18 protein-coding genes are annotated in these 25,135 nt (G+C 71.3%); 9 read left to right on the plus strand and 9 right to left on the minus strand.

Annotated features, from left to right (window positions below; all coding sequences use genetic code 11):
* Nucleotides 1–9: 9 nt before the first annotated feature.
* Both CRP49_RS20480 and CRP49_RS20485 read right to left on the minus strand, forming a co-directional pair.
* Nucleotides 10–1,401, minus strand: a complete 1,392-nt coding sequence (locus CRP49_RS20480) for an NAD(P)/FAD-dependent oxidoreductase (RefSeq protein ID WP_097254679.1) — start codon at nt 1,399–1,401, stop codon at nt 10–12.
* Complete coding sequence (locus tag CRP49_RS20485) at nt 1,398–1,625, minus strand: ferredoxin (protein WP_097254680.1); 228 nt, start codon at nt 1,623–1,625, stop codon at nt 1,398–1,400. Before CRP49_RS20485 ends, CRP49_RS20480 begins: the two co-directional genes overlap by 4 nt.
* A gap of 298 nt (nt 1,626–1,923) precedes the next feature.
* Here CRP49_RS20485 and CRP49_RS20490 point away from each other — a divergent pair, with 298 nt between their 5' ends.
* Nucleotides 1,924–2,646, plus strand: coding sequence for a GAP family protein (locus CRP49_RS20490; RefSeq protein ID WP_257033680.1), 723 nt, complete (start codon nt 1,924–1,926; stop codon nt 2,644–2,646).
* A 20-nt stretch (nt 2,647–2,666) separates the two neighbouring features.
* Here CRP49_RS20490 and CRP49_RS20495 read toward each other — a convergent pair whose 3' ends face one another.
* Entirely contained in the window at nt 2,667–3,362 is a 696-nt protein-coding gene (locus CRP49_RS20495; RefSeq protein WP_097254681.1) for a DUF899 family protein, read from the minus strand.
* A gap of 168 nt (nt 3,363–3,530) precedes the next feature.
* Between CRP49_RS20495 and CRP49_RS47965 the strand changes: the two genes are divergently transcribed.
* Nucleotides 3,531–6,155 (plus strand): amino acid permease, encoded by a 2,625-nt coding sequence (locus tag CRP49_RS47965; protein ID WP_257033450.1) that lies wholly within the window; start codon nt 3,531–3,533, stop codon nt 6,153–6,155.
* A gap of 16 nt (nt 6,156–6,171) precedes the next feature.
* On the opposite strand, the gene CRP49_RS20505 is transcribed toward CRP49_RS47965, so the two are convergent.
* Genes CRP49_RS20505 through CRP49_RS20515 form a run of 3 tightly spaced genes read right to left on the minus strand, consistent with a single transcriptional unit; the run spans nt 6,172 to nt 11,240 of the window.
* The gene (locus CRP49_RS20505) at nt 6,172–6,675 is read right to left on the minus strand and encodes a hypothetical protein (RefSeq protein WP_097254683.1); all 504 of its coding nucleotides are present in this window, start codon (nt 6,673–6,675) and stop codon (nt 6,172–6,174) included.
* Between the two features lies 1 nt (nt 6,676).
* Nucleotides 6,677–10,111, minus strand: a complete 3,435-nt coding sequence (locus CRP49_RS20510) for a CHAT domain-containing protein (RefSeq protein ID WP_143670016.1) — start codon at nt 10,109–10,111, stop codon at nt 6,677–6,679.
* Complete coding sequence (locus tag CRP49_RS20515) at nt 10,101–11,240, minus strand: tetratricopeptide repeat protein (protein WP_097254685.1); 1,140 nt, start codon at nt 11,238–11,240, stop codon at nt 10,101–10,103. Before CRP49_RS20515 ends, CRP49_RS20510 begins: the two co-directional genes overlap by 11 nt.
* 216 nt (nt 11,241–11,456) lie before the next feature.
* On the opposite strand from CRP49_RS20515, the gene CRP49_RS20520 reads away from it, so the two are divergent.
* From CRP49_RS20520 to CRP49_RS20530, 3 genes are all read left to right on the plus strand, one after another.
* On the plus strand, nt 11,457–12,482 hold the full coding sequence (locus tag CRP49_RS20520) for a polyphosphate kinase 2 family protein (protein ID WP_097254686.1): 1,026 nt from the start codon (nt 11,457–11,459) through the stop codon (nt 12,480–12,482).
* Between the two features lie 28 nt (nt 12,483–12,510).
* The gene (locus CRP49_RS20525; protein WP_097254687.1) at nt 12,511–15,228 is read left to right on the plus strand and encodes an HAD-IC family P-type ATPase; all 2,718 of its coding nucleotides are present in this window, start codon (nt 12,511–12,513) and stop codon (nt 15,226–15,228) included.
* A gap of 64 nt (nt 15,229–15,292) precedes the next feature.
* Nucleotides 15,293–17,032, plus strand: a complete 1,740-nt coding sequence (locus tag CRP49_RS20530) for a SulP family inorganic anion transporter (RefSeq protein WP_097254688.1) — start codon at nt 15,293–15,295, stop codon at nt 17,030–17,032.
* Between the two features lie 2 nt (nt 17,033–17,034).
* Here the strand turns inward: CRP49_RS20530 and CRP49_RS20535 are convergent, their stop codons facing one another.
* Nucleotides 17,035–18,315 carry a diacylglycerol kinase family protein gene (locus CRP49_RS20535; RefSeq protein ID WP_097257459.1) on the minus strand — a complete coding sequence of 427 codons (1,281 nt, stop codon included), beginning with the start codon at nt 18,313–18,315 and terminating at the stop codon, nt 17,035–17,037.
* A 384-nt stretch (nt 18,316–18,699) separates the two neighbouring features.
* On the opposite strand from CRP49_RS20535, the gene CRP49_RS46900 reads away from it, so the two are divergent.
* On the plus strand, nt 18,700–19,443 hold the full coding sequence (locus CRP49_RS46900) for a hypothetical protein (protein ID WP_179851691.1): 744 nt from the start codon (nt 18,700–18,702) through the stop codon (nt 19,441–19,443).
* 315 nt (nt 19,444–19,758) lie between these two features.
* Nucleotides 19,759–21,801: a restriction endonuclease gene (locus tag CRP49_RS20545; RefSeq protein ID WP_097254689.1), complete on the plus strand. Its 2,043-nt coding sequence runs from the start codon at nt 19,759–19,761 to the stop codon at nt 21,799–21,801.
* A gap of 57 nt (nt 21,802–21,858) precedes the next feature.
* Here CRP49_RS20545 and CRP49_RS20550 read toward each other — a convergent pair whose 3' ends face one another.
* Together CRP49_RS20550 and CRP49_RS20555 are read right to left on the minus strand one after the other, a co-directional pair.
* Nucleotides 21,859–22,212: a DUF805 domain-containing protein gene (locus CRP49_RS20550; protein ID WP_097254690.1), complete on the minus strand. Its 354-nt coding sequence runs from the start codon at nt 22,210–22,212 to the stop codon at nt 21,859–21,861.
* An 87-nt stretch (nt 22,213–22,299) separates the two neighbouring features.
* Nucleotides 22,300–22,734 (minus strand): hypothetical protein, encoded by a 435-nt coding sequence (locus CRP49_RS20555; protein ID WP_101373411.1) that lies wholly within the window; start codon nt 22,732–22,734, stop codon nt 22,300–22,302.
* Nucleotides 22,735–23,099: 365 nt separating this feature from the next.
* Here CRP49_RS20555 and CRP49_RS20560 point away from each other — a divergent pair, with 365 nt between their 5' ends.
* Nucleotides 23,100–24,191: a hypothetical protein gene (locus CRP49_RS20560; protein WP_097254691.1), complete on the plus strand. Its 1,092-nt coding sequence runs from the start codon at nt 23,100–23,102 to the stop codon at nt 24,189–24,191.
* Between the two features lie 46 nt (nt 24,192–24,237).
* Nucleotides 24,238–25,014 carry a TIGR03936 family radical SAM-associated protein gene (locus CRP49_RS20565; RefSeq protein WP_097254692.1) on the plus strand — a complete coding sequence of 259 codons (777 nt, stop codon included), beginning with the start codon at nt 24,238–24,240 and terminating at the stop codon, nt 25,012–25,014.
* Nucleotides 25,015–25,135 lie beyond the last annotated feature (121 nt).

The raw sequence follows: 25,135 nt of genomic DNA on the forward strand, positions 1-25,135 counted from the left end.
CTCTCCCTCCTACCGGTGCTGCTGCACCGACGTCACGCGCCGCTCGCTCGGGTCGTGGCCGGTGACGACCACGGTGGCGCCCTGGGCGAGCAGGGTGGGGCCGGGGAAGTCGACGGGCACCGGCTTCATGTCGGCGGGCTGGTCGGGCGTGGGGCAGGGCGGCGGGAAGGGCGCGGCCGTCTCGATCAGCTGTCGGTAGTGGTCCAGCCACTTGGCGTTGTTGAAGCTCACGGCCGCGGTGACGCGGCCCCGGTAGCCGTACGCGGCGACGAAGCGGTGGTCGGACACCGACCCCTGGGCGACGACCACCTCGTCGGCGAAGGTCGGCACGCCGACGGACTTGATGTTGACGCCGAACTGGATCGACCAGAACACCGGGATGGACAGGTGGGGCCAGCGGTCCGCCTGTCCACTGACCATGTTGTGCGCCGCGACCTCGGCCTGCTCCACGGCGTTGGCCCAGTGCTCCAGCGAGATGAGCCGGTACTCGTAGACCGGGTTCGGGCAGCGTGCCACGTCTCCCGCGACGAAGACGTCGTCGGTGATCAGGCCGTTGAGGTCGAGGGCGCGGCAGCCCGTGTCGCAGGCGATTCCCCAGACACCCGCCGCCAGGCCCGAGTCCCGCAGCCACTCGGTGTTGCGGATGCCCCCGAGTGCCACCACCGCCACGTCGGCGTCGAGCGTGGTGCCGTCGTCGAAGTGAGCACGGCGGAAGTGCCCCTGCGCGTCGCCTTCCAGCCGGGTGACCTTGACGCCGCAGCGCAGGTCGACGCCGTGTGCGCGCTGCATGTCCGACGCGATCTCACCGATCATGGCACCGAGCGCCCCGACCAGTGGAGCCGGCGCGAGTTCGGCGACGGTCACGGGGATGTCCCGCTCTCGGCAGATGGAGGCGATCTCGGAGCCGGTGAATCCCGCTCCGATGACCAGTACGCGGGAGGGCCCGGCGGCAAGGGCTCGCTGCAGGCCCTCGGCGTGCTCGCGCGTTCGTACGACGAACACTCCGTCCAGGGCCGCCTCGCTCTCGACGAACCAGGGCCGGGCCCGCACCCCGGTGGCGATCAGCACCCGGTCGAAGGGAATTTCGCGTCCGTCGGCGAGCCGCACGTGGTCGGTCGCCAGGTCGAGCCCGCTGGCGGGCACGCCCAGCAGCCACTCCGCATTGATGTCACGACGCCGCGGCAGCTTGGTGCCGTCGGCCGGCACCCACCCGGTCAGTACCTGCTTGGACAGGGGAGGCCGGTCGTAGGGCTCGCCCAACTCGTCACCGATCATGGTCAACGATCCGCTGAAACCCTCGCCGCGCAGCGCCTCCGCGGCCCGCAGTCCCGCCAGTGACGCCCCGACGATCACGATGTGGCCGTCGCGCTTGAACGCACGCAGGTTGTCGGCGCTGGTCATGACTTCGACGCCTCCGCCGGTACGTCCCGTCCCTCCAGCTGGTCGACCAGAATCGCCTGGACCGGGCAGGCCGCCGCGGCCCGCAGCACCTGGTCGCGCCGGGCGTCGTCGGGGTTCGGGTCGTACATCAGTGCTTCCTCGCCGTGCATCCGGAATGCGTCCGGAGCCAGGAACGCGCACTGCGCATACCCCTCGCATCGGGAAAGGTCCACGACAATTCTCATCCCGACCTCCACAGGGACTGCAAGCTGCGGACCCAACAGGCTTCGAGAGAAGGGATTCGGCCGTTGCCCACCCTCGGAAAACGCGAGGGGATACACCGTGCTCGTCGGGTCTCGACAGAAAGAACTGAACATCGCGGATAAGGCGATGGGCGCCCGTAAAACCGCCAAGAGAACCTGACCTTGTTGCCAAAAAAGCCTATACCGCACGCACATCACCCGCACCCGAGGAACCAGAGCACCCCTGAGCGCCGTTCACTCGCGCGCCGCGTCCCCATGCGGCAAGGACCGTGTGCTGTCGATGATTCTTTGGACGTGGCTGGAGTTCTTCGATATGCCGGAGGCACGCATGGGCGAAGTGCTGGGTGATGTGCTGGGCTTGGCGGCCGGTGTCGCCGTCAGCCCTCTTCCGATCATCGCCATCATCATCGTGCTGGCAACGCCTCGGGGGCGTGTGAACGGATTGGTGTTCGCCACGGGCTGGGTGGTGGGTCTGTCGGCGTTGGGCGCGGTGATGCTGGTCATCGGCGGCCAGGGGAGCGGCTCCCACGGGCAGCCGGCCGACTGGGTGGGGGCTCTCAAGATCGTGTTGGGGGTGGCACTGGTTCTCCTCGCTGTGCGGCTGTGGCGTCATCGACCCGCCGATGCCACGCAGGCGCAGTTGCCGCAATGGATGGCCGCGATCGACCGCTTCACGCCGGTGAAGATCTTCCTTCTTGCCCTCCTGCTGTCGGCCGGGAACCTGAAGAACGCCCCGCTGACCATTGCGGCGGCAGCGTCCATCAGCTCGTCGGGACTGCCCGTGGGGGAGCAGATCGCCGCGCTGGCCATCTTCGTCGTCGTCGCTTCCGTCGGGCTGCTCACTCCGCTCGGGGTCTTCCTGGTCATGGGTGAGCGGGCGAAGAACATGCTGGGCAACTGGAAGGAATGGGCGGCACGGCACAACATCGCCGTCATGGCGGTTCTGTTCTTCGTGTTCGGGCTGAAGCTGCTGGGAGACGGCATCGACGTGGTGAGTTCCTGACCGTGTCGGCCGTGATCGGTTCAGCAGCCGCCGGAGCCCGGGCCATAGAGCGCGGCGATGTCCTCGGACCTCGCCCACCGGCTGTAGGTGGGTGACTGAGGCCAGCCCTCGGGCGAGTCCTGCCATTCCTCCTGCCGCCCGTACGGGAGGACATCGATCAGAGCGAAGGAGTGACTGAGCTGCTCGGTACCCCGGCCGTTCGTGTGCCAGGTGCGGTAGACGGTGTCGCCGTCGCGCAGGAACACGTTGACCGCGAATCCTCCGCCGGGCGGTGCGCCGACGTCGGCCCCGAACGAGCTGTTGGCCGTCGAGTACCACGCCATCCGGTTGCCGACCCGCTGCCGGTAGGCGAGTGCCTCTTCGATCGGGCCCTGGGTGACGACGACGAATCGCGCATCGTAGTTGTCCAGGAACTCCAGGCGGGTGTACTGCGAGGTGAACCCCGTGCAGCCCGGGCACTGCCATTCCTGGCCGGCGAACCACATGTGGTTGTAGACGATCAGTTGCCTCTTGCCCTCGAAGATGTCCGCCAGCCGAACGGGGCCGTCCTCGCCCTCGAGGATGTAGTCGGGCATCTCGACCATCGGCAGACGACGACGCTCGGCGGCGATGGCGTCAAGCTCCCGCGTCGCGGCCTTTTCCCGGGCGCGCAGTGCCTCGAGCCGGCGCTCCCAGGTTGCGGTGTCGACGACGGGCGGTAGTGCGTGGGTGGTCATGGTCCCTCACCTGGCTCGTGCGCAGTTTTCGCTTCTGCAGAGGCAGACCCCACCGAGCTCCAGAACTCATCGGTCGCGGTGCCCATGGCTGCCTGAACGGCCGGACGTCACCGGACAGGCACGCGGCCCGCTGTTGCGGAGGGCAGTGGCCCCGCGTTGCAATCAAGTGTGAGGCACTTTGGCGGCGCCGAGTCCGCCGGCCCCGCTCCCGGGACGGGGGTCGGCCGGAAGGGGCTCAAGAAGAACGCGCTGGGCTTGTTCTCCTCGGTGGCCGTGGGCCTGGCCTCCACCGGCCCGGCCTACAGCCTCGCCGCCACGCTGGGCATCATCGTGGCCGGGGTCGGACTGCAGGCCCCGATCGTCACCATGCTGGCCTTCATCCCGATGCTGCTGGTCGCGTACGCCTTCCGGGAGCTGAACGCGAGCAACGCCGACTGCGGGACCACCTTCACCTGGGCCACCCGCGCCTTCGGACCGCGCACCGGCTGGATGGGCGGCTGGGGCCTGATCGTCGCCAACATCGTCGTCATGGTGAACCTCGCCGAGATCGCCGGTGTCTACAGCTTCCGCCTGGTGGGCCTGGACGAACTGGGGAACAACCGGCTGTGGACCACCGTGGCCGGCATCGTCTGGCTCGCCGTGATGACCGCGATCTGCTACGTCGGCATCGAGGTCTCGGTGGCCGTCCAGCGCTGGCTGCTGTGCCTGGAAGTGCTGATGCTGATCCTGTTCGCCGTGGCCGCGCTGGTCAGGGTCTACACCAGCCCGCCCGCGACGGCGATCCACGTGTCCGCCTCCTGGTTCAACCCCTTCGAGGTGTCCTCGGCAAAGGCCCTGACCTCGGGCGTCCTCGCGGGCGTCTTCATCTACTGGGGATGGGACACCGCCTTCTCGGTCAACGAGGAGACCGTCGACAGCACGCGCATCCCCGGGCGCGCCGCGGTCATGTCCGTCGTGCTGCTTCTGATCACGTACGGGCTGGTGTCCACGTCGGCGCAGGCGTTCGCGGGAGTCGGCACCTCGGGCATCGGGCTCGGCAACCCGGCCAACTCGGCCGATGTGTTCTCCCACCTCGGCCACGCGGTGTTCGGGAGCAACGACACGGGGCTGTTCCTGTCGAGACTGCTCATCCTGATGGTGCTGACCTCGGCGCTGGCCTCCGCCCAGACCACCATCCTGCCCCTGGCCAGGACCGTCTTCTCCATGGCGGTCCACAAGGCCGTCCCCGCCCGGTTCGCCCGGATCCACCGCAGGTTTCTCACCCCGACCTGGGGGACCATCGGGATGGGAGCGGCCTCGATCGCCCTGTTGGTCCTGCTGACGTCGTTCAGCCAGAACATCGTGGCCGACTCGATCGACTCGGTCGGGCTCGCGATCGCGTTCCAGTACGGACTGACCGGCTTCGCCTGCCTCTGGTACCACCGCAAGAACCTCACCCGCAGCGCCAGGGACCTGGTCTTCAAAGGCGTGTTCCCAGGGCTCGGCGGGCTGATCATGCTCCTGCTGTTCGTCTACGCCACCTTCGTCGTCTACGCGAGCCCCGAGTACGGCACGACCAGCGTCGACCTGCCGCTGATCGGACCGACCGGCGGGGTCACCGTCCTGGGCCTTGGCGCCCTGCTGATCGGTTTCCTGCTGATGCCGGTGGTCACCCGTGGCCACGCGGTGGCCCTCAGACTCCAGCGGAACCTGCTCCCGCGCCGTCTGCCGTCGCACGCCGCGGTCGACTCGGCGAGCCGCTATCTGCCCGCCGACAACGGGTCCGGGGTGGGCGGCGACTGGTACGACGTCATCCCCCTGTCGGGCACCCGGGTCGGCCTGGTCGTCGGGGACGTGCGCGGGCACGGCCTGCGCGCCGCGGCGACCATGGGGCAGCTGCGCACGGGGGTACGCGTCCTGGCCCGGCTGGACCTGGCCCCGGACGAGCTGCTGTCGCGCCTGGACGACCTGGTCGAGCAGAGCGCGCACGAGGGCGGGACCGGACCCGGTCCGGGCGACCCGAGGCCGGGGCTGGGCGTGTCCTGCCTGTACGCGGTGTACGACCCCGTCTCCGGGAGGTGCAGACTGGCGCGGGCCGGGGAGTCCGTGCTGACGGTCGTCGTACCGCACAAGGGCGTCGTCGAGCGTCCCGAGCTGCCGCCCGGGCCGCCGCTGGGAATCGGCGGCCCTCCCTACCAGAGCGCGGATCTGGAGCTTCCGCCGGGCAGTCTCGTCGCCCTCTTCACGGGCGGCCTCCTCCAGACGGCCGACAGCCGTGAGGCGGGGCTCGCGCAGCTGTCCCAGGTACTCGCCGGCGACCGCACGTCCCTGGAAGAGCTGTGCGACAGCGTGGTGGCCACCCTGCTCCCGGGGGCGGTGGACGTGGACGCCACCCTGCTCGTGGCGCGCACCCGCCTGCTCGACCGGAACCAGTTCGCCCAGTGGGCACTGGCCCCGGACCCGGCGGCGGTGGCCACGATCCGCTCCGCCGTCGGCAAGCAGCTCGGCGACTGGGGACTGGACGACCTGGCGTTCACCACCGAGCTGATCGTCAGCGAACTGGCCACCAACGCCATCCGCTACGCCGGCGGCGGCCCGATCCAGGTACGTCTGATCCGCGACCGGACCCTGATCTGCGAGGTCTCCGACACCGGCCACACCACGCCCAACCTCCGGCACGCGGCGAGCGACGACGAGGGCGGCCGGGGCCTGTTCATCATCGCCCAGATGACCCACCACTGGGGCACGCGTTACACCCCGACCGGCAAGACGATCTGGACCGAGCAGGACCTGCAGCCGGGGAACGGCCCGTAGCGCCTCCCGCGCACCCTCATTGATCCGGGCCGCCTCCCTTGGTCAGCATGGACCACAGAGCGGTCGCGACCTGCTTGAGCAGGCTGTCGCTCGCCGGCTGCTTCTCCACCCTCAGTTCCACGTCCGTCCTGCCGTTCTTGCGGCGCACCTGGAGATCGAACTTCGTCTGCAACCAGGTCAGGGCGGCGGCGACCACCGCCACCGACACGTACAGGGAGTCCGTCACCAGCCGGTTGTCCTCCGGCGGGGTCTCCAGGATGGCGCCGACGGCGTCCGCGGTGGCCGGGTCCCGGGCGAGACCGTCGAGCAGGTTCCGGCCGGTCGCCAGGGCCTGCTCCTGGGTCCGCAGGAGTTCCTCCACGCCCTGGTCCGAGACGTGCGCGAGCAGGGCGTCGAGGGCGGCCACAGCGGTCTCGTAGTCGTCGACGTCCCGCGGTCCGTCGCCCGCGAGGTCCTCGGTGAACTCCTGCAGGCTCCGTACGACGCTCTGGTCGGTCAGGTCCCTCGGCGGCTTCGGCATGTCATCTCCAGTCGCCGGACAGGGTGAGTCCGGCCCAGTGGTAGGGGTGGGCCCAGTGCGGGTGCGCGGGGTCCGAGAGGAGCAGACGCTGAGCGTCCCGGAAGGCCTTCCAGGCCGGTGCGGGCGGGTTCTCGGCGAGGCGGCGGTAGAACGCGACGAGCAGGGCCCGGCTGCTGTCCTTGTCCACGTCCCACAGCGTGGCCACGACGGCGTTGGCGCCGGAGAGCATCAGGGCCGTGGCGAAACCGTCGCGTTCGTCGGGGTCGGCGCTCTCGGTGACGCGGGCCGTGGAACAGGCCCGCAGGGTCAGCAGGTCCAGTTCGGTGGGGGCGGCGAGGATCTGCCGTACCGAGAGAACGTGGCCGAGCCTTCTGCGCAGTGCCTCTTCACGGAACCCGGCGGGCGGGAGGTCACGTCCGTCGGAGAGCAACAGGCCCGAGTCCAGAGGGTTGTCGGGATCGTAGTAGCCGTGGCACGTCAGGTGCATGACCCGCTCGCGGCCGAGCCGGTCGAGGACCTCCGCGGGGGTCAGCTCGACGGCCGGCAGTCCGCGCACCTCCCAGCCCGCGTCCGCGAGCAGGTGTGCGTCGTCGAACTCGGCCGGCTCCTCGTCGCACGTGCCGTCGCCGTCGCTTCGGGTCGGCACACCCGCCACGAACGCGCTCGGCACCCGGCCGGGCGCCGACCGTGCCGCGCGCGTGGTGATGTAGAGCAGTGAGCTGATGCTCGGGGTGTAGGTCACGGCCGTACGCGCGACGACGTAGCCCCCGCTGTCGGGGCAGGTGAGCGCATGGAAGGGGAGGCCGCGCAGCGGGCCGTCCGGGGACACGCACACCAGACCGTCGTCGGGGCACCGGTCGGCGAAACCGGCCAGCGGCGCCAGCGTGTCGAGGAAGTCGAGGGAGCGGCGCCACGGCCGGGCGCCGTTCAACGGCGGCAGCTGCGGGAAGGAGCGCCGGTCGCCGTCGAAGGTGCGTTGCAGCCGTGCCACGGTCGAGGAGAGCTGCTCGCGTCCCAGCGGGACGGCGCTCGCGGCGAGCGTGCCGTCCGGGGCGACCTCGAACACCCAGGTGGTCTCCCAGCCGCAGTAGTACGAGACGAGCGAGGGGGCGTCCGCGCCGCGCTGCCGGAGCACGCGCCGCGTCTGGGCCAAGGTCGCCGGGGCCGACTCCCGCAGGCTGACGTACGACGGGGCGAAGGGGCGTATCTGTTCGTGCAGCTCGGCCAGTTCCCGCTGGATCCGGTGGACGCGCCTTCCCCGGTTCGGTGTCCGCCCCAGCAGGTCGTCGGGCCGGTGCACGAGCGTGCGGAGTTCGGCCAGCAAGGTCTCCTCGCGGTCCGCGAGTTCGCGCGGGACCTCGGGCGGCATGCCGAGCCTGGCTCGGGCGTACCGGGCCAGGACATGCAGCGACTTGGCCTCCTCGTGCAGATCGAAGGCGAGTTCCATGGCGTCGCGGTCGTCGGGGAGGGCGATCTCCGCGGCATGGTCGAAGAGCAGGACGAGGAGCCGGGAGCACAACGCCCTCAGATCCCGTGTGTCGGCCGCCTCGACCGTGCCCCGGCCGGTGTGGCGCACGCTGTCGACCAGATGCGTCCGGGCCGACCAGAGCAGGGAGAACGCCCGGGCCCTGTCGTCGGCGGTGCCGTACCGCCGGAGTGTGTCCGCGTAGTCCATGGTCAGCCGCAGGACCGTCCGGTTCCTGGAGTCCGTTTCGACCGCGAACTCGTAGAGGAAACGGGCGGTGTCGATGAGGACGCCGTGGTCCTCCACCACGCGCGCCACCGCCACGCGGGGCAGGAGGGCGGACTCCAGCATCGTCAGGTCGCCCTGGACGGCGGCCTGTTGCGCGGAGTCCTCGGCGGCCTCCAGCAGTCCGCGGAACAGGGCCTGGGGGAGGGCGGCCATCCTGCGGTACAGGAACATCCTCGCCCGGTAGGCCTGGCCCGCCGACTCGCCCGCCTGGTAGGCCTCCCCGTAGCGTTGCAGCGCCTCCTCGATGTCCCCGCGGCGCTCGGCCTCGTCACCGAGTGCGAACAGGCTGTGCATCTCCTGTGGGCTTCGCGCACCCAGGCCGCGGTGCACGGCGAGCGCTTCCCGGTACAGCGCCGTCGCCTCGTCGTCCCGCCCGGCCATCCTCAGAACATGGCCCACGTTGTTGAGCACGGCGGGCAGGTAGCCCGGCAGCAGAGCCTCCCTGGCCCAGTCCAGCAAGCGGTAGCCCTCGTGGGCGGCGCTGCGGTGGCGTCCGGCCTTGGACAGCGACGCCATGGCATAGGTGAGGGCGGTGACCAGCTCCTGGGTGTCTCCCGCCGCCTCCGCGTCCTCGGCGGCTTCCAGGTAGCACCTGCGGCCCTCCGGATAGCGGCCCAGCTCCTCGTGGAGCAGGCCGAGCGACGTCCGGATCTCGGCCCTGAGCCCATGGGCAGACGCGGTGTCGGAGGCCAGGGCCTCATCCCAGGCGAGAGCGAGGGCCGGTTCGAGTTCGGCCAGTGCTTCGGCCGCCAGAGCGAGACGGTGCAGGCCCCGGGCCGTCTTCAGCTTCGTACGCGCGTACCAGAGGACCCCGTCGGCCGCCGACCCGGGATCCGTGACCGCACTGGTCGCGGCGCGGAAGGCCGAGACGGCCAGCTCCACCAGATCGATCTCCAGGCACCGCTGGCCGATCCGTTCCATGAACTCGTGCGGCGGTTCCGTGGGCTGGGCCCTTTCCAGGTCCTGGGTCAGCCGGTCGAGATGGTGTGCGACGCGGGCGCTCCGCCCGTGGGCGTGCAGGTGGGCCATCCATTCCAGCCGGCCGAAGACGCGGCTCTCCGGCAGCCCGTCGGCGAAGGACAGGGCGACATGCCCGGCGAGCTTCACGGGATCCATGGCACCCCTGTGCTCCCTGCCCATGACGAAGAGCTTCTGCACGAGGGTGACCACGGCACGGTCGCCGGCCGTGATCATCGATCGCAGACGGAGGAACTTCTCCACCAGACCGCACTCTTCGTTCGTGACGGCCAGCACGGCGCTGAGGTCGGCCGTCGGTCCCTCGCCGCTCGGGGGTTCCGGGTCCTCGGGCCTGAGCCGGTCGTCGTGCGTGCCTCTCGCCTCCCAGGCGATGTCCAGGGCCAGCCGGGCGAGCCGCGCCTGTGCGGGACGGCCGGCGGCGACGCAGGCCAGCGCGCGTCGGTGCAGGCCCAGCAGCACCCACTCGACGAAGGGGAGCCGGGCACTCGCGATCAGCGTCCTGAGCCGGGCCGGCGACTCGGCGGCCAGCAGACGGTCGACGAAGTCCTCCGCCGTCAGACCGGAGACACTGGCGACGTACCGCTCCTGCATCGCCACCGTCGTCCGGAAGACACCCTCGGGATCGAGGTCCAGTCGCTCCCCGAACGTCTCGGGGCTGATGGACAACAACCGCTCGAACAGCCGCCGTTCCACATCATCCAGCACGGTCCTGACCCTCCAGGAGGCGTCGTAAGGCGGCGGCGTCGGCTCGGTCCTCGTCGTTCTCGGCGGTCTGCTCCGCACCCCGCAGATGCCGCTCCGCCCGCTCCGGCTGCCCTGCGGCCCGGTAGACCTGCGCCACGTTGAAGTGCACGGTGTGCGAGACCTCTTCGGCGGCGGTCAGCTCGTCGGCCAGCCGCAGCGCCTCCGTCAGGTCGCCCTGGGTCATCAGCGCGAACATCAGCATCGCCTTGTAGTCGGGCTGATCCGGCAGCTTCTTCACGAGCTGCCGCAGTTCCGCGACCGCGCCGGCGGAAGCTCCGCCCTCCCGGGCCACCTCGTCGAGCAGCGTGAGCCTGCGGCCCAGCACCGCGCGTCGCATCTCCGCCGCGTCGCCGGCCTCCCGGGCCCGGGCCAGTTCCGGCGAGTGGGGAGCGGCCACCTCCAGCGCCCGCATCGCGGCCAACGCCTCAGGTTCGCGGCCCGCGATGGTGCAGGCCCTGGTCAGCATCTCCAGCACCTGCGGGTCCTCGGGGGCGGCGGCACGGGCCCGTTCCAGTACCGCGAGCGCCTCGTCGAGGGTGACATCGCTGTCCGCGTCGCCGGCGAGGGCGAACGACAGGCCGCCCCAGGCCCGCAGGTCCGCCGGGCCGATCTCGCCGTACACGTCCTGCTCCCGGTAGGCGGCCAGCCGGGCCTGCTGGAACGCGATCCGTTCCGACTCGGCCGCCTGCCACGCCCGCAGGTGCCCCAGCCGCCGGTCGGTGAGGGTCTGCAGGGGCCCTCCCACGGCGTCCGCCGCTGCCTCCTCCAGCTCCTCCAGCGCGAGCGCGGGCAGGTCGACCAGCAGGAGGAGGGAGGCCAGGTTCAGCCGGTCCGCGACGTGTCCGGGATCCTCGGCGAGCAGCTCGCGCAGGACGGACATGGCCGGCTCGTAGGCGCCCAGCTGCCAGAAGGCGAGCGCGAGCATCCGGGCTTCGTGGGAGTCACCGTCGGCCGCCGCGGTCAGCCACTGCGCCACGCGTGCCTTCTGCTCGGCCGCCGTCATCGACGCCAGCGCGTCCAGCTCGGCCAGTTCCTCGGCGTCGCCGTCCACGACCGGGCGGGTGTCCGCACCGGCCGGCCCCCCGTCCATCGTCGTCACCTTGCTCCCCCCGGGCAGGCTGCGTCGAGGGCCCCAACTATGACAGAAGGGGTATTGAGGGGCTAGAGGACGGTTGTACGGACGTTCTGTACGTCGTATGGCAGAGCTGTACGTCGTGCAGCAGAGCAACCACCCGCGGAGGGTGAGGCCCGCCGCACCGATCGGGTCGACTCTGTCGGGAGGGCCAGGCTGGAAGGCGGGCGGACGATGGCCGACGACACAGCCGAACGCATAGCGAAGTTCATCAGGCCGCTGCGGGTCGAGCCCGGCGCGAAGGTGCGTCTGGTGGAGGACTTCGATCCCGGCTACAAGGCGGGCATCCACAAGAAGAAGGAGGGTGTCGAGCTGCTCCGCACCGGTGTCGAGCTGCTCGCCGACTACCAGCGGCGGCTGGCGGCGCAGGACACCTACGGAGTGCTCGTGTGCCTGCAGGCGCTGGACGCCGGCGGCAAGGACGGGACGATCCGCCACGTGATGAGCGGGATCAATCCGCAGGGTGTGCGGGTGCACAGCTTCAAGGTGCCCTCGGCCGAGGAACTCGGGCACGACTATCTGTGGCGCTACGCCTGCCGGCTGCCGGGGCGCGGCGAGATCGGCATCTTCAACCGGTCCCACTACGAAGAGGTCCTGGTCGTACGGGTGCACCCGGAGAACCTCGACCGGCAGCGGCTGCCGGACTCGACGCGCGGCCCGGACGTGTGGGACCGGCGCTACCGGGAGATCAACGACTGGGAGCGCTACCTGAACGACAACGGGTTCAGGATCGTGAAGCTGTTCCTGAACCTGTCGAAGGAGGAGCAGCGCATCCGCTTCCTCAAGCGCATCGACGTTCCCGAGCGCAACTGGAAGTTCTCGCCCGCCGACGTCCGGGAGCGGGCCCGCTGGGACGACTACCAGCGCGCGTTCTCGCAGATGCTCTCCGCCACCAGCACGGAATGGGCGCCCTGGTACGTCGTACCGGCCGACCACAAGTGGTTCGCGCGTGTCTGCGCGGCCGCGGTGCTGGCGCACACCCTGATCGACATCGATCCCCAGTACCCGCAGGTCAGCGACGCGACCCGGCGCGGGCTGGCCGAGGTCAGGCGGGAGCTGGAGCGTGAGGCACCCAAGGGCGCGGAGGCCGACCCGTACGCCGCCTCGATCGCCGAAGAGAAGTCCGGCAACGGTGCCGAAGGGAAGTCCGGCAACGAGAAGTCCGGCAAGAAGCGCAAGCACTCCGGCGGGAACGGCTGACGGGAAGGGCTGAGAGGAGGCGCGCGCCATGACCGCGCAGACGGATGCCCCGCACGAGGGGGCGACGGACGACCGGGCCTGGTACGCGCGTCCCGCGGCGGAGGTCGCCGCCGCGTTCGAGGTGGATCCGGCCGTGGGGCTGTCCCCGGCAAGGGCGGCGGAGCTGCTGCGGGCGAACGGTCCGAACGCGCTGCCGGAGGAGAAGCCCCTGCCGGGCTGGCGCCGCTACCTGGCCCAGTACCGCAGCTACATGCAGCTGGTCCTGGTCGCCGCCGCCGTGGTGTCGTTCCTGATCGCGGAGTGGAGCACGGGCATCCTCCTGGTCGTGCTGACGGTCCTCAACGCGGTTGTCGGGATGCGGCAGGAGGGCAAGGCCGAGAGCGCGATGAACGCGCTCAAGTCGATGCTGAAGGCGACCGCCCGGGTGCGCAGGGGCGGGGCGGAGACCGAGATTCCGGCCGAGGAGGTCGTCGTCGGTGACGTCGTGCTCCTCGCCGCCGGGGACGAGGTCCCGGCCGACGGCCGGATCATCGCGGCCAGCGCCCTGCAGATCGACGAGTCGGCGCTGACCGGCGAGAGCGTGCCCGCGGTCAAGGACACGGTGACCCTGGCCGACGGCGACCTGGGCCCCGGGGACCGGACGAACATGGCGTTCATGAACACGCCGGTCACGCACGGCAGCGCGACGGTGATCGTCACGGCCACGGGCGCCGGCACCGAACTCGGCCGCATCTCCGGGATGCTGTCGGCGACGCCCCGCGAGGCCTCCCCGCTGGACCAGGAGCTGAACCGGCTCACCCTGTGGATCACGGGGGCGGCCGGACTGACCATGATCGTGATGTTCGTCCTGGGGCGCGGCCGCGGCGAGGCGTGGGACGCGCTGTTCGTGAGCGCCGTCTCGCTCGCCATCGCCGCCATTCCGGAGGCCCTGCCCACGGTCACCCAGACCATCCTGTCGATCGGCGGGGTCGACCTGGCCCGGCGCGAGGCGATCGTGAAGGACCTGCCGTCGGTGGAGTCGCTGGGGTTCACCTCAGCGATCAACTCCGACAAGACCGGCACGCTCACCATGAACCAGATGACCGTCGTGGAGGTGATCGATCCCGGCGACCGCTACACCGTCTCCGGCACCGGTTACCACCTGGAGGGCCAGGTCCAGCACGCCGTCGGCAGCACGCCCGGCATCGAGGACGCGATCCTGCCCTACCTGGTCGCCAGCGACGCCGGGCTCGTGGACGGCAACGTGGTCGGCGACCCCACCGAGGGCGCCCTGCTGGTGCTCGGCCACAAGGCCGGGCTGGACATCGACGCCACCAGGGAGCGGCTGCCCCGGCTGGCCACGCTGCCGTTCGACCCCTCGTACAAGCTGATGGCCACCTTCCACTCGGCCACGGACGCGGCCGGCCACCCGGTCGTGCGGTGCTTCGTGAAGGGGGCGGCACCCGCGGTCATGGCCCGGGCGGCCACCGCGCTGCGCGACGGTACGACCGTCCCCTGGGACGCGGAGCTGCGCGAGCGGGCCCAGACCCATGTCGAGCGTATGGGCGGCGAGGGGCTGCGGGTGATGGCCGCCGCGCGCCGCGACCTCGACCCCGCCGCCTTCGATCCGGACGGGGACCTGCTCGCCCACGTCACCGACCTGCAGATGACGAGCCTGGTCGGCATGGTCGATCCGCCGCGCGCCGAGTCGCGGGCCGCCGTGGCCGACGCGCAGGCCGCGCACATCCGGGTGCGGATGGTGACCGGGGACGACGTCGTCACAGGTGCCGCCATCGCCCGGCAGCTGGGCATCGAAGGCGAGGCGCTCCTCGGCGCCGACTTCGCCGCGCTGCCGGAGAGCGAGCGGCTCGCCCGGATCGACGACATCGGGGTGGTCGGCCGCGTCTCCCCCGAACACAAGGTGCTGCTCGCCGACACGCTCAAGAAGAAGGGCCACGTGGTGGCCATGACCGGGGACGGCGTCAACGACGCCCCGGCCATCAAGGCGGCCGACATCGGCATCGCCATGGGCTCCGGCACGGAGGTCGCCAAGAACGCCGGGCGCATGGTGCTGGCCGACGACAACTTCGCGACGATCGTCTTCGCCGTCGAGCAGGGCCGCAAGATCTACGACAACCTCACCAAGTACATCCGCTTCGTCCTCGTCCTCCTCGTGGTGTTCGTCCTGACCTTCCTCGGCGCGACCCTGTTCAACATCGCGGCGGGCGAACCCTTCACCCCGGCCCAGGTGCTGTGGATCCACTTCTTCGTCAACGCGGCCTTCGGCTTCGCGCTCGGCTTCGACCGGCAGAGCCCCGGACTCATGGAGCGCCGGCCGCGTCCGCGCGGTGAACCGGTGCTGACCAGGGGCGTGATGATCACGGTCGGGCTCTCCGGGCTGGTGATCACCATCGGCCTGCTCACCCTGATCAAGCTCGGCGAGTCGCACTACGGCAGCACCGCCGTCGGCCGGTCCATCGCGTTCACGTCCTTCGCGCTCTGCCTGATCGTGGCCGCGCTCGAATGCCGCAGCGAGACGGCGACCGTCCTGACCACCGACAGCTTCGACAGCAAGCAGATGAACTGGGCGATGCTCGTGGAGTTCGTCCTCGCGGTGCTGGTCACGCAGTTGGACGGGTTCCGGCGGCTGCTGGGCACGACACGGATCGATGTGCGGCAGTTCGGCTGGGCGCTGGTGCCGGCGCTGGTTCTGCTCGGCCTGTGGGAGCTGGGCAAACTCGTCGCCAGGCGGGCCGCGAGGAACTGAAAGGCCGTGGACGGCGACGGGACGTGGAAGGCCGTAGATGGCGACAGGACGTGAAAGGCCGTAGATGGCGACCCGGCACGCCACCCCGCGGGTACTGTCCCGGCTGCGGGCCGTTCCCGGCGTCCGCGCCGTGTCCTCGTACCGCCGCGAGTGGCTGGCCAGGGACCTGGTCGCCGGAGTCGTCCTGACCACGCTGCTGGTGCCGCAGGGCATGGCGTACGCCGAACTCGCGGGCCTGCCGCCGATCACCGGCCTGTACACGTCGACCCTGTGCCTGCTGGGCTACGCGGTGTGCGGACCGTCCCGGATCCTGGTGCTGGGCCCGGACTCCTCGCTCGGGCCGATGATCGCCGCCACCGTGCTCCCGCTGGCCGGGGCGGGCGGGAACCCCGACCGGGCCGTCGCCCTGGCCTCGATGCTTGCCCTGATGGTCGCGCTGGTGATGATCCTGGCCCGGGTGGCGCGGCTCGGCTTCGTCGCCGACCTGATCTCCAGGCCCACGATGATCGGCTACATGAACGGGCTGGCCCTGACCATCCTGATCGGCCAGCTGCCCAAACTGCTCGGATTCAAGGTCGAGGCGGACACCCTGATCGGGGAGTGCGTCGGCCTGGTCGAGAAGCTGGCCGCCGGGGCGGTCGTGCCGGCGGCGGCCGCGGTGGGGATCGGCGGGGTCGTGCTGCTGCTGGTGCTGCAGCGCCGGCTGCCGAAGGTGCCCGCGGTGCTGGTGATGGTGGTGCTGGCGATCGGCGCCGCCGCCGTGTTCGAGCTGGACGAGCACGGGGTCGGCCTGGTCGGGGTGCTGCCGAAGGGCTTCCCGCCGTTCACCGTCCCCGACGTCCGGCTCGACGACCTCGGGCCGCTGTCCGCGGGCGCCCTGGGCATCGCCGTGGTCTCCCTGGCCGACACCATCTCCAACGCGTCGGCCTTCGCGGCCCGCACCGGGCAGGAGGTCCGGGGCAACCAGGAGATGGCCGGGATCGGGGCGGCCAACCTGGCGGCGGGCTTCTTCCAGGGCTTCCCGGTGAGCACGAGCGGCTCGCGCACGGCGGTGGCGGAGCGGGCCGGCGCGAGGACCCAGCTGACCGGGGTCGTCGGCGCGGCCCTGATCGTCCTCATGCTCGTGCTGGTCCCGGGGCTGTTCCGGAACCTGCCCCAGCCCGCCCTGGCCGCCGTGGTCATCGTCGCGTCCCTGTCCCTCGCCGACGTCCTGGGGACCGTACGGCTGTGGCGGCAGCGCCGCGTCGAGTTCCTGCTGTCGATCGCGGCCTTCCTCGGCGTCGCGTTCCTCGGCGTGCTGCCCGGCATCGCGATCGCGGTCGCGCTGTCCGTCCTCAACGTCTTCCGCCGCGCCTGGTGGCCGTACGACACCGTGCTGGGCCGGGTGCCGGGACTGGAGGGCTACCACGACATCCGCTCCTACCCCGGCGCGCAGCGGCTGCCCGGCCTGGTGATCTACCGATTCGACGCCCCGCTCTTCTTCGCCAACGCCAGGACCTTCCGCGACCAGATCCGCCGGCTCGCCAAAGGAGACCCGCCGCCGAGCTGGATCGTGGTCGCGGCCGAGCCGATGACCGACGTGGACACCACCGCCGCCGACGTCCTGGAGGACCTCGACGAGACCCTCAACGCCGCCCACGTCCATCTGGTGTTCGCCGAGCTGAAGGACCCCGTGCGGCGGAAGATCGAACGGTACGGGCTCACCCGCACCCTCGACCCGGACCACTTCTTCCCCACGGTCGAGGCCGCCGTCGCCGCCTACCGCCTGCGCACCGGCGTGCAGTGGACCACCGGCGCCGGGTGACGTCACCTCCCCAGCGCGAGCCGTGCCACCCTCGGCCAGTCGGCCGCCGGTCTGGCGACGGGCGAACCGGGACGGTGGCGCGGCACGCGGACCCGCAGGGTGCCGGGGACGATGCGGCACACGACGGGGACGGGCAGCATGACGTGCTCCCCGTCGATCCCGGCCGGGACGGTCGCCGCGTCCGTCTCCACGACCACCTCCCGCGCCGTCAGCCGTCGCAGCCCCGGCGCGCCCGGACCACGTACCAGCTGGGCCGCCTGCGCGGTGCCGCCGACGCGCACGCACAGCACGCCGAGCCGCCCGGAGTCCAGGCAGACCCTGCGCCCCGGACGGTCGACGTCGAGGGCACGCCGGTAGGGGTTGTTGCTGACGAGCAGCGCCTGCAGGCCCTCGGCCCGCGTCCGGCCGGCCCGCATCCGCAGGCTGGGGGCCTTGTCGCCGGTGAGGAGATCGGGCAGCTCCCGCAGGGTGGTGCGGACCTTCTGGTCCCGGTAGGCGGGATCGGCCACCACGGCCGCGTACGTGCCGAAGGAGACGTTGTTGACGAACACCCGGTCGGCGGCGAACCCGAGGTCGACCCGGAACTCGTCACCGTCGGTCAGCGCCTCCAGGGCGGCCGCCGGATCGTCCCGGTCCAGGCCGAGGTCCAGGGCGAAGTGATTGCGCGTGCCGGCCGGAATCACCACGAAGGGCAGGCCGTGCCGGGCCGCGACCTCGGCGACCAGGGCCTGCGTGCCGTCCCCGCCGGCCACCCCCAGCAGGTCGGCGCCGTCCGCCACCGCGCGCCGGGCCAGCTCCGCCACGTCCTGGTGCCGTGCCGGGTCCAGCAGGACGACCCCGGCGCCCGCCGCCCGTGCCCGCTCCGCCAGGTGGAAGCGGGCCACCTTGCCGCCGCCGGAGTTCGGGTTCATCAGGATCCACGGCCGGCGCGGCGGCTGGACGGGGCCCCGGGCACGGCGGCGCCCGGAATCCGCGCCCGCCGGGGTCAGGGCGATCCGAGCGGCCACGACCGCGAGCACCCACAGGCCCAGCGAGAGGCAAGCAGGCCACAACAGGTCGTGCCCGGCATACAGCGCGAGGACCGCCAGCGGCGCGGCCACCGACACCAGCGTCCCCACGGCCCGGACGGCTCCGGTGTGCGCGAGGGCCCACCACACCCCGACCGCGGTGAGCACCAGCCCCGCCACCCCGACCAGCACCCACAGCACGCTCTGCAGCCCGGCGACGACAAGCGGAACCGCCACGCTGCCCAGCAGGGCGAGCAGCGCCGAACGGGCCCACAGGACGGGAGCCCGGCTGGAAGCCGATCTCGCTGTGCGCGTGGCACACCTCGGGAGGAGTCGCAGAGCCGTCGTCACCTACAGCATGGGCACGGCAGGCGCCGGACGGCTTCACCCGACGCGGGTGAACGGAATCGCCGAGGTTGATCAGTGTCAGCTTCGGTGAGCCGGTGGGTCTGTCGGGGACATCGGCGCCCGCCTGTTTCATCAGCCCCCGCACGGTCGGCTACCACCTCTCCAACGCCACCGGGGCACGCGGTCGGCTAGGCCGATTTATTGATCTACCAGCGTGTTTCCTCCTTATTGCGTCGGTGCTCCGGCGTGCCCAGGTCAAGCTCGCACTCGGACTCGGGGAACACCCGAAACTCTGAGAACAAGGAGCACCAGATGAGTCCTGAGCACACGACGACCTCGCAACCGGGGCCAGCGGCTCAAGGCGGGTTCGCCAGGACCCGCAGGCTCGCCGCGATCGCTGCGGCGGTGACGGTCGCGGTGGCGACCCCGGCGGTGGCGGTGGCCGCCGGCATGACCTCTCAGAAGGGCGCGACGTACACCTATGCCAGCGATCCCCATGACCAGTGCGACCACCAGAAGCCGCGTGGCGGCGGCGGCGACGAGTGCGAGACCAACCATCCCAAGCCCACGGTTACGGTGACGAAGACGGCGACTGCGACGGCGACCGTGACTACGACGGCGACCGCGACCGTGACCGCGACGGCGACCGTGACCGCGACTGCAACGGCGTGCGGCCCCGGCGTCGATTCGACGAATCCGAACGGCGACGAGCAGTTCCTCGCCGCACTCGTCAAGGGGGTGCCGTTCGCCGGCAGGCGCCCCAGCATCGCCCCGTCCCCGGACAACCCGAACATCGTGTCAGGCCCCTCCAACGATCCCGGCTGGACCGACCTCAGCAAGATCAACGGCTTCCCCAAGGATCCGGTCTGCGGCGTCTCGGTTGATGCCCACGGCAGCGACGCGTTCTACAAGATCATCACCCAGGGTGGCGATGTCTTCACCCTGCACTGCGCGGCCTCCCAGAAGGCCACCCTCGTGTGTCCCGCTCCGCGGCAGGGGAACAACGCGCAGTCCCAGTGGATCGCGGTGGACCCACAGCCCACACAGACCCCCTGACCGGCGCAGGTCGCCACGCAACGAAGCGGCCCCTGACCAGCCGAGCAGGGCAGGGGTCGCCAGGCCGTTCCGGAGGCCATGTGGAGCGACCGGCATCCGGCGGCAGACGGACGGTGGGCATCTCGTTCGCCATGGACTCTCCCGGTCTTGTGTCCGGCGAAGGGTGATGGTGTCACGTGACGGCCGGCGGAGGCATTTCATATCCGGCATGTGCGGGGCGGCACATGCCGGATAAAGTCGTCCGGTTACGACCGGTTGTGGGGGCGACCGGAGTTCGGTCGGCGATGCCGACGTCCTGGGGAGGGCATACAGCGGATGAGTCGTCGCTCTGCTGGTTTGGTGGGGGTCTGGGCCGAGGTGCAGCGGCAGCAGCAGCGTCAGAGAGAGGCCGAGGCCCGGCAGCGCAGGGAGCAGGAACGGCAGGTGAGGGCCCACCAGCGGCAACTCGCCCAGAATCACCGTGAGTACCGGCAGGCGGAGGCGGGGCGGCGCACTGCGGAGCTGGACGCCCAGGTGGCGTCCTTGCAGGGGCTGCTGGCCGCCGGGTGCCGCGCCCCGGCCTTCCGGGCGGCGGCGCTGCTGCGCACCGAGGAGGTCCAGGCGTTCGACCCGGGGCACCTCGCCTGGCCGGTGCGCATGCCGGATCCGGCGCAGTACCAGCCGCAGGGCGGCTGGACCGCCAACCGGCGCGCGCAGGCCGAGGCCGAGGCCCGGGCCCGGTTCGAGCACGACTGGTATGCCGCCCAGGCCGCCGAAGCGCAGCGGCAGCAGCAACTCGCCGCCCACCGGCACGAGTACGAGCAGCGGACCGGCGCCCACCTGTCGGAGGTACGCCGGCACAACGCCGGGGTGGCCGAGCTGACCGAGGGCGTCAGGAGCGGCGACCCCGAGGCGGTGGTCGAGTACTTCTCGGCCGTCCTGTACGCCGCCACGACCTGGCCGGAGGGGTTTCCGCGGCAGGTCTCCGCGGCCTACGACCCGGCGGCCCGGCAACTGGTGCTGGACTGGGAGCTGCCCGGCTACGGCGTCGTCCCCGAGGCGAAGTCGGTGCGGTACATGCCCACGCTGGACCAGGACAAGGAGACCCCGCGTCCCGTGGGGCAGCGCCGTGCGCTGTACCGGGAGGTGCTGGCGCAGAGCGTGCTGCTGGCCGTCCACCAGCTGTTCGCGGCGGACGAGTCCGGGGCGCTGGAGTCCGTCGCGCTGAACGGCGTCGTGGACGACCACGATCCGGCGACGGGACGGCAGGCGCTCATCTGCCTGGCCACGGTCATGGCTCCGCGGGGCACCTTCACCGGCTTGCACCTGGAGCAGGTGGACCCGGTCAGCTGCCTGACCGAGGCGCTGCGGGGGCAGCTCTCGGCCCGGCCGGACCAGCTCGCCGCGGTCCGGCCGAGCCGCCGGCCCGAGGACGTCCGGGACCGTCCGGTCACCCGTGGGGGTGACGAGGAACCGGATCTGTACGACATGGATCCGATCGCCTTCGAGTCCCTGGTCGCCGACCTGTTCCGGGCCATGGGCATGGAGGCGGTGACGACCGAGCGCTCGAACGACGGCGGGGTGGACGTCGACGCGGTGGATCCGACTCCGATCCGCGGCGGCAAGATCGTCGTACAGGTGAAGCGCTACCGCAACACGGTGCCGCCCACGGCGGTGCGCGATCTGTACGGGACGGTGCAGGACGTCGGAGCGAACAAGGGGGTGCTGGTCACGACGTCGGGCTTCGGACCCGGCTCGCGCACCTTCGCCCAGGGCAAGCCCCTTGAGCTGATCTCCGGCACCGAACTCGTCGACCTGCTGCACCGGCACGGGCTCCGCGGCCGCCTGGGGGAGCGGGGCCGGCCCGCCGCGAGGCCCGAGCCGGCGGCACGCGAGGACTACAACGTGCTGGGGATGTCCTGGTCCGGTGACGTGGCGCTGGACGTCTGCGCGCTGGTCTGCGCGGGCACCCGGGTGCTGAGCGACGAGCACTTCGTCTTCTTCAACAACCCGGCCACGCCCGACGGTTCGGTGCGCACGGTGGCGGCCGTGCCGCCCGACCGGGCCGCCCTGAGGGTGGCCTTCGACGCGCTGCCGGATCGCGCGGACCGTCTGGTGCTGGTGGCCGCGATCGATCCGGAGGCCGCCCCGCACGCCGATCTGTCCGGGTTCACCGGTGCCGGCATCCGGTTGCTGGACTCCGCGATGACGGAGCTGGGCCGGCTCGACGTCTCGGACGGCAGGCCTCACGAGACCGCCCTGGTGCTCGGCTCCTTCCGGCGCCGGGCCGGCGGCGACTGGGACTTCGTCGTCGGCGGCCGGGGATACCCGGGCGGTCTGGCACAGCTCGTGCGCGATCACGGCATCGACGTCGAGTAGGCCGCAACGGGAAAGGCCCGCCGGAGAACTCCGGCGGGCCTCTTCGCTGACGTCGGCTCAGTGGGCCGGGGCGTACTTCGGGTTGGGGCCGTACTGGTTCGGCTCCGCCTTGCCCTCGGTGGCGAGGAAGACGATCAGGATGATCGAGCCCACCAGCGGGATGAGGGCGATGAGGATCCACCAGCCGGACCGGCCCGTGTCGTGCAGGCGGCGGACCGCGACACCGAGGCCCGGGAGCAGGACGGCCAGGGTGTAGATCAGGCTGATGACGTTCGAGCCGATGGCGCGGTCGACGACCGTCAGCACGATGCTGATGATCAGGTTGAACAGGAAGAACATCCAGTATTCCTGCCGCCGCGCACGGCCGCTGAACACCGCGTACTTCTTGAGTACGTCCACATACCAGTGCATTTGTCTCGTCCCCCCTGGGAATCGCGTGCTTGGTCCCCCATGGAATCAGTCAGGCTGACCGGAAACCATGTTTTTGGCGTGCGCGGGTCAATGTGTTACCCGGCCGCTGCCGTTCGGTGATCCGGCCCCGTCGGCAGCGGCGAGGCGGTCGTCCAGCCGGTCGAAGACACGCTGTTCGAACAGGGCGCGGCCCATCGGCTCGCAGTGGAGGTGCGCCCCCTCCGCCTCGGTGAAGCGGACCAGGTGCTTCGGGCCGGTCAGGGCGTCGTACAACTCCCTTGAAGTGCCTGGCCAGAAGGGCTCGCCGTCCGGGTCGGTGATCAGCAGCGGGGTGGTGATCCGGCCGACGACCGACGTGACGTCGTACCGGGAGACCTCGGTGAGGAGGTCGAACGGTGAGTCGATGCCGTACGCCTTGGCCCGCCGGCGCCAGGTCGCGGCGAGTGCCCCGTCCTGGGCGAGGGCGTCCCCGATGACGCGGTCGAAGACGGCACGGTCACCGGAGAGGAGGAAATCCACCACCGGAGTGATGACGTCCTCCCAGTCGGGCCGGAAGGTTACGCCCCGTTCGCCGAGCAGCGTCCAGGCCGCGCTGAGCGGGCCGTCGCTGCCGTTGTTGGCGATCAGCGCAGGCAGGCGCGGTGCTCCGGGAACACCTCGGCCAGCCGTCTGTCGGGATCGGTGACCGCGTCGACGCCGAAGTGACCGGCGGCGCGCAGCAGGGCGTCCCGGGCGCTCACCGTCCGCTCTGCGGCCGCGCTGCGGTCGACCTGTTTCCGGACCCTGCCCGGACCGGGCGTGTGTCACGTCGGAACTCGCCGGTCTATCCGTGGATTGGACTAAGAGACGACTGCATCCGTAGGGGCTGCTCAGGCGTCTAAGTCGGTATGGATCTACAGAAGCCCCCGCCCGAGCCGCAGTACCCCGAAGGGTGCCTCGCCGTCGCCATCCGCATCCCGGTGCGGATCGTCGTGCTCGTGCTGGTGCTGCCCGTGCGCATGGCGTGGGACGCGCTGGTCGTCTGCGGCCGGTTCCTCACCGACACCGTGCTGCGGCCGGTGGGGCGCGCGCTGCTGTGGATCGGCCGGGCGGTCTTCGTGTGGCCGTGGGTGGCGCTGTGGCGCTGGGTCCTCGTGCCCGTCGGGAAGGCGCTCGGATGGCTCGGGCACGTCCTCGTCGTCGTGCCGCTGCGATGGCTGTACACCTACGTGCTGACCCCGGTCGGGCACGCCGTCGCCTGGGTCGCGCGGGGGATCGGGGCCTGCCTGGAGTGGCTGTACGCGCGCGTGCTCGCACCGGTGGGCCGGGGGATCCTCTGGCTGCTGAAGGGTGTCGGCATCCTGCTCGCCGCCGTCGGGGCGGGCGTGTACGCCGCCGTGGCCTGGCTGGTGCGGTACCTGCTCGTCGTCCCCGCCCGGTGGCTGTACGCGTGGGTCCTCGCCCCGGTCGGGCGGGCGCTGGCCTGGGTCGCGGGCGCCGTTGTCACCGGGATCGGCGCGGTCCTGTACTGGACGACCCGCATCCTGATCGTCCTGCCCGCCCTCGCCCTGTGGCGCTGGGTCCTCGCACCCGTCGGCCGGTTCCTCGCCGTCGTCGCGCGAGAGGTGGGCGAGGCCCTCGGGCACGCCTGGCGGGTCGCGGGGCGGATCTCCCGCGCGGTCGGACGGGCGCTCAAGACCCTCTTCCGGTGGATCTTCGTGGAGCCGCTGCGCTGGGTGTACCGCACGGTCCTCACCCCCGTCGGACACGTCGTACGGGACCTCGTCCTGCGGCCCGTCGCCGAGGCCGCGCGCGTGGTGGGGCGGACCGCGCGGCAGGCGCTGACCACCGCCCGCGACACCGTACGGCAGGCCCGCGCGGACCTGAGGCGGATGCTCTTCGGCGAGCCCCGGCCGCCGGTCGCCGTGGACCGGCGGGAACCCGCGGGGCGCGACACACGTACTCTTGGTAGCAGTACGACCGCTCTCACGAAGGACTAGGACACTGGGCAAGCGACAGCCCGAAGGCCCGCCGCCCGCACCCGCGGTGCAGCGCATCCGACTGCGCTACACCAAGCGCGGCCGCCTCCGGTTCACCAGCCACCGTGACTTCCAGCGCGCCTTCGAGCGTGCGCTGCGCCGCGCCGAGGTACCCATGGCGTACTCGGCGGGGTTCACACCGCACCCGAAGGTGTCGTACGCCAATGCCGCACCCACCGGCACGGGCAGCGAGGCGGAGTACCTGGAGATCGCGCTGACCGCGCCGCGCGACCCCGAGACCCTGCGCGGCCTCCTCGACGAGTCGCTGCCCGCCGGGCTCGACATCGTCGACGCGGTCGAGGCACGGACCTCGGGCCTCGCCGACCGGCTCACGGCCTCCGTCTGGGAGCTGCGGCTGGACGGAGTCGACCCGGTCGACGCGCAGCGTGCGGTCGAGGCCTTCACCAAGGCCGACACCGTCGAGGTGCAGCGCATGACCAAGAACGGTGTTCGCACCTTCGACGCCCGCCCGGCGGTCGCCGAGCTGACAACGCGCAGTTCGCCTGCCGATAGGCCGACCGACCAGCCCTGTGCGATACTGCGGCTGGTTGTTCGGCACGTGACGCCTGCCGTACGACCCGACGACGTCCTGTCCGGTCTCCGCGCCGTGGCCGACCTGGCGCCGCCGGTCCCCGCAGCGGTGACCAGGCTGGCGCAGGGGCTGTTCGATGAAGAGACCGGCACGGTGACCGACCCGCTCGCGCCCGACCGCGAGGCAGCCGAGGCCCTGACGGCCCAACCGGCTGCCGCCGCGACGGCGCCGACGCCGGAAGGTTCCGCGTAGGGACGGACGTCGTAGCGCAGCCCTCGTACTCGGGAGCCACCTGGGTCGGGCAGCGCACCGACCAGAAGACTTTCGCCAGGCCGTACCGACAAGGCGTACGGAACCGGCGAGACAGGACACA

This window comes from Streptomyces sp. Ag109_G2-15 (assembly GCF_900215565.1).
Classification (GTDB): domain Bacteria; phylum Actinomycetota; class Actinomycetes; order Streptomycetales; family Streptomycetaceae; genus Streptomyces; species Streptomyces diastatochromogenes.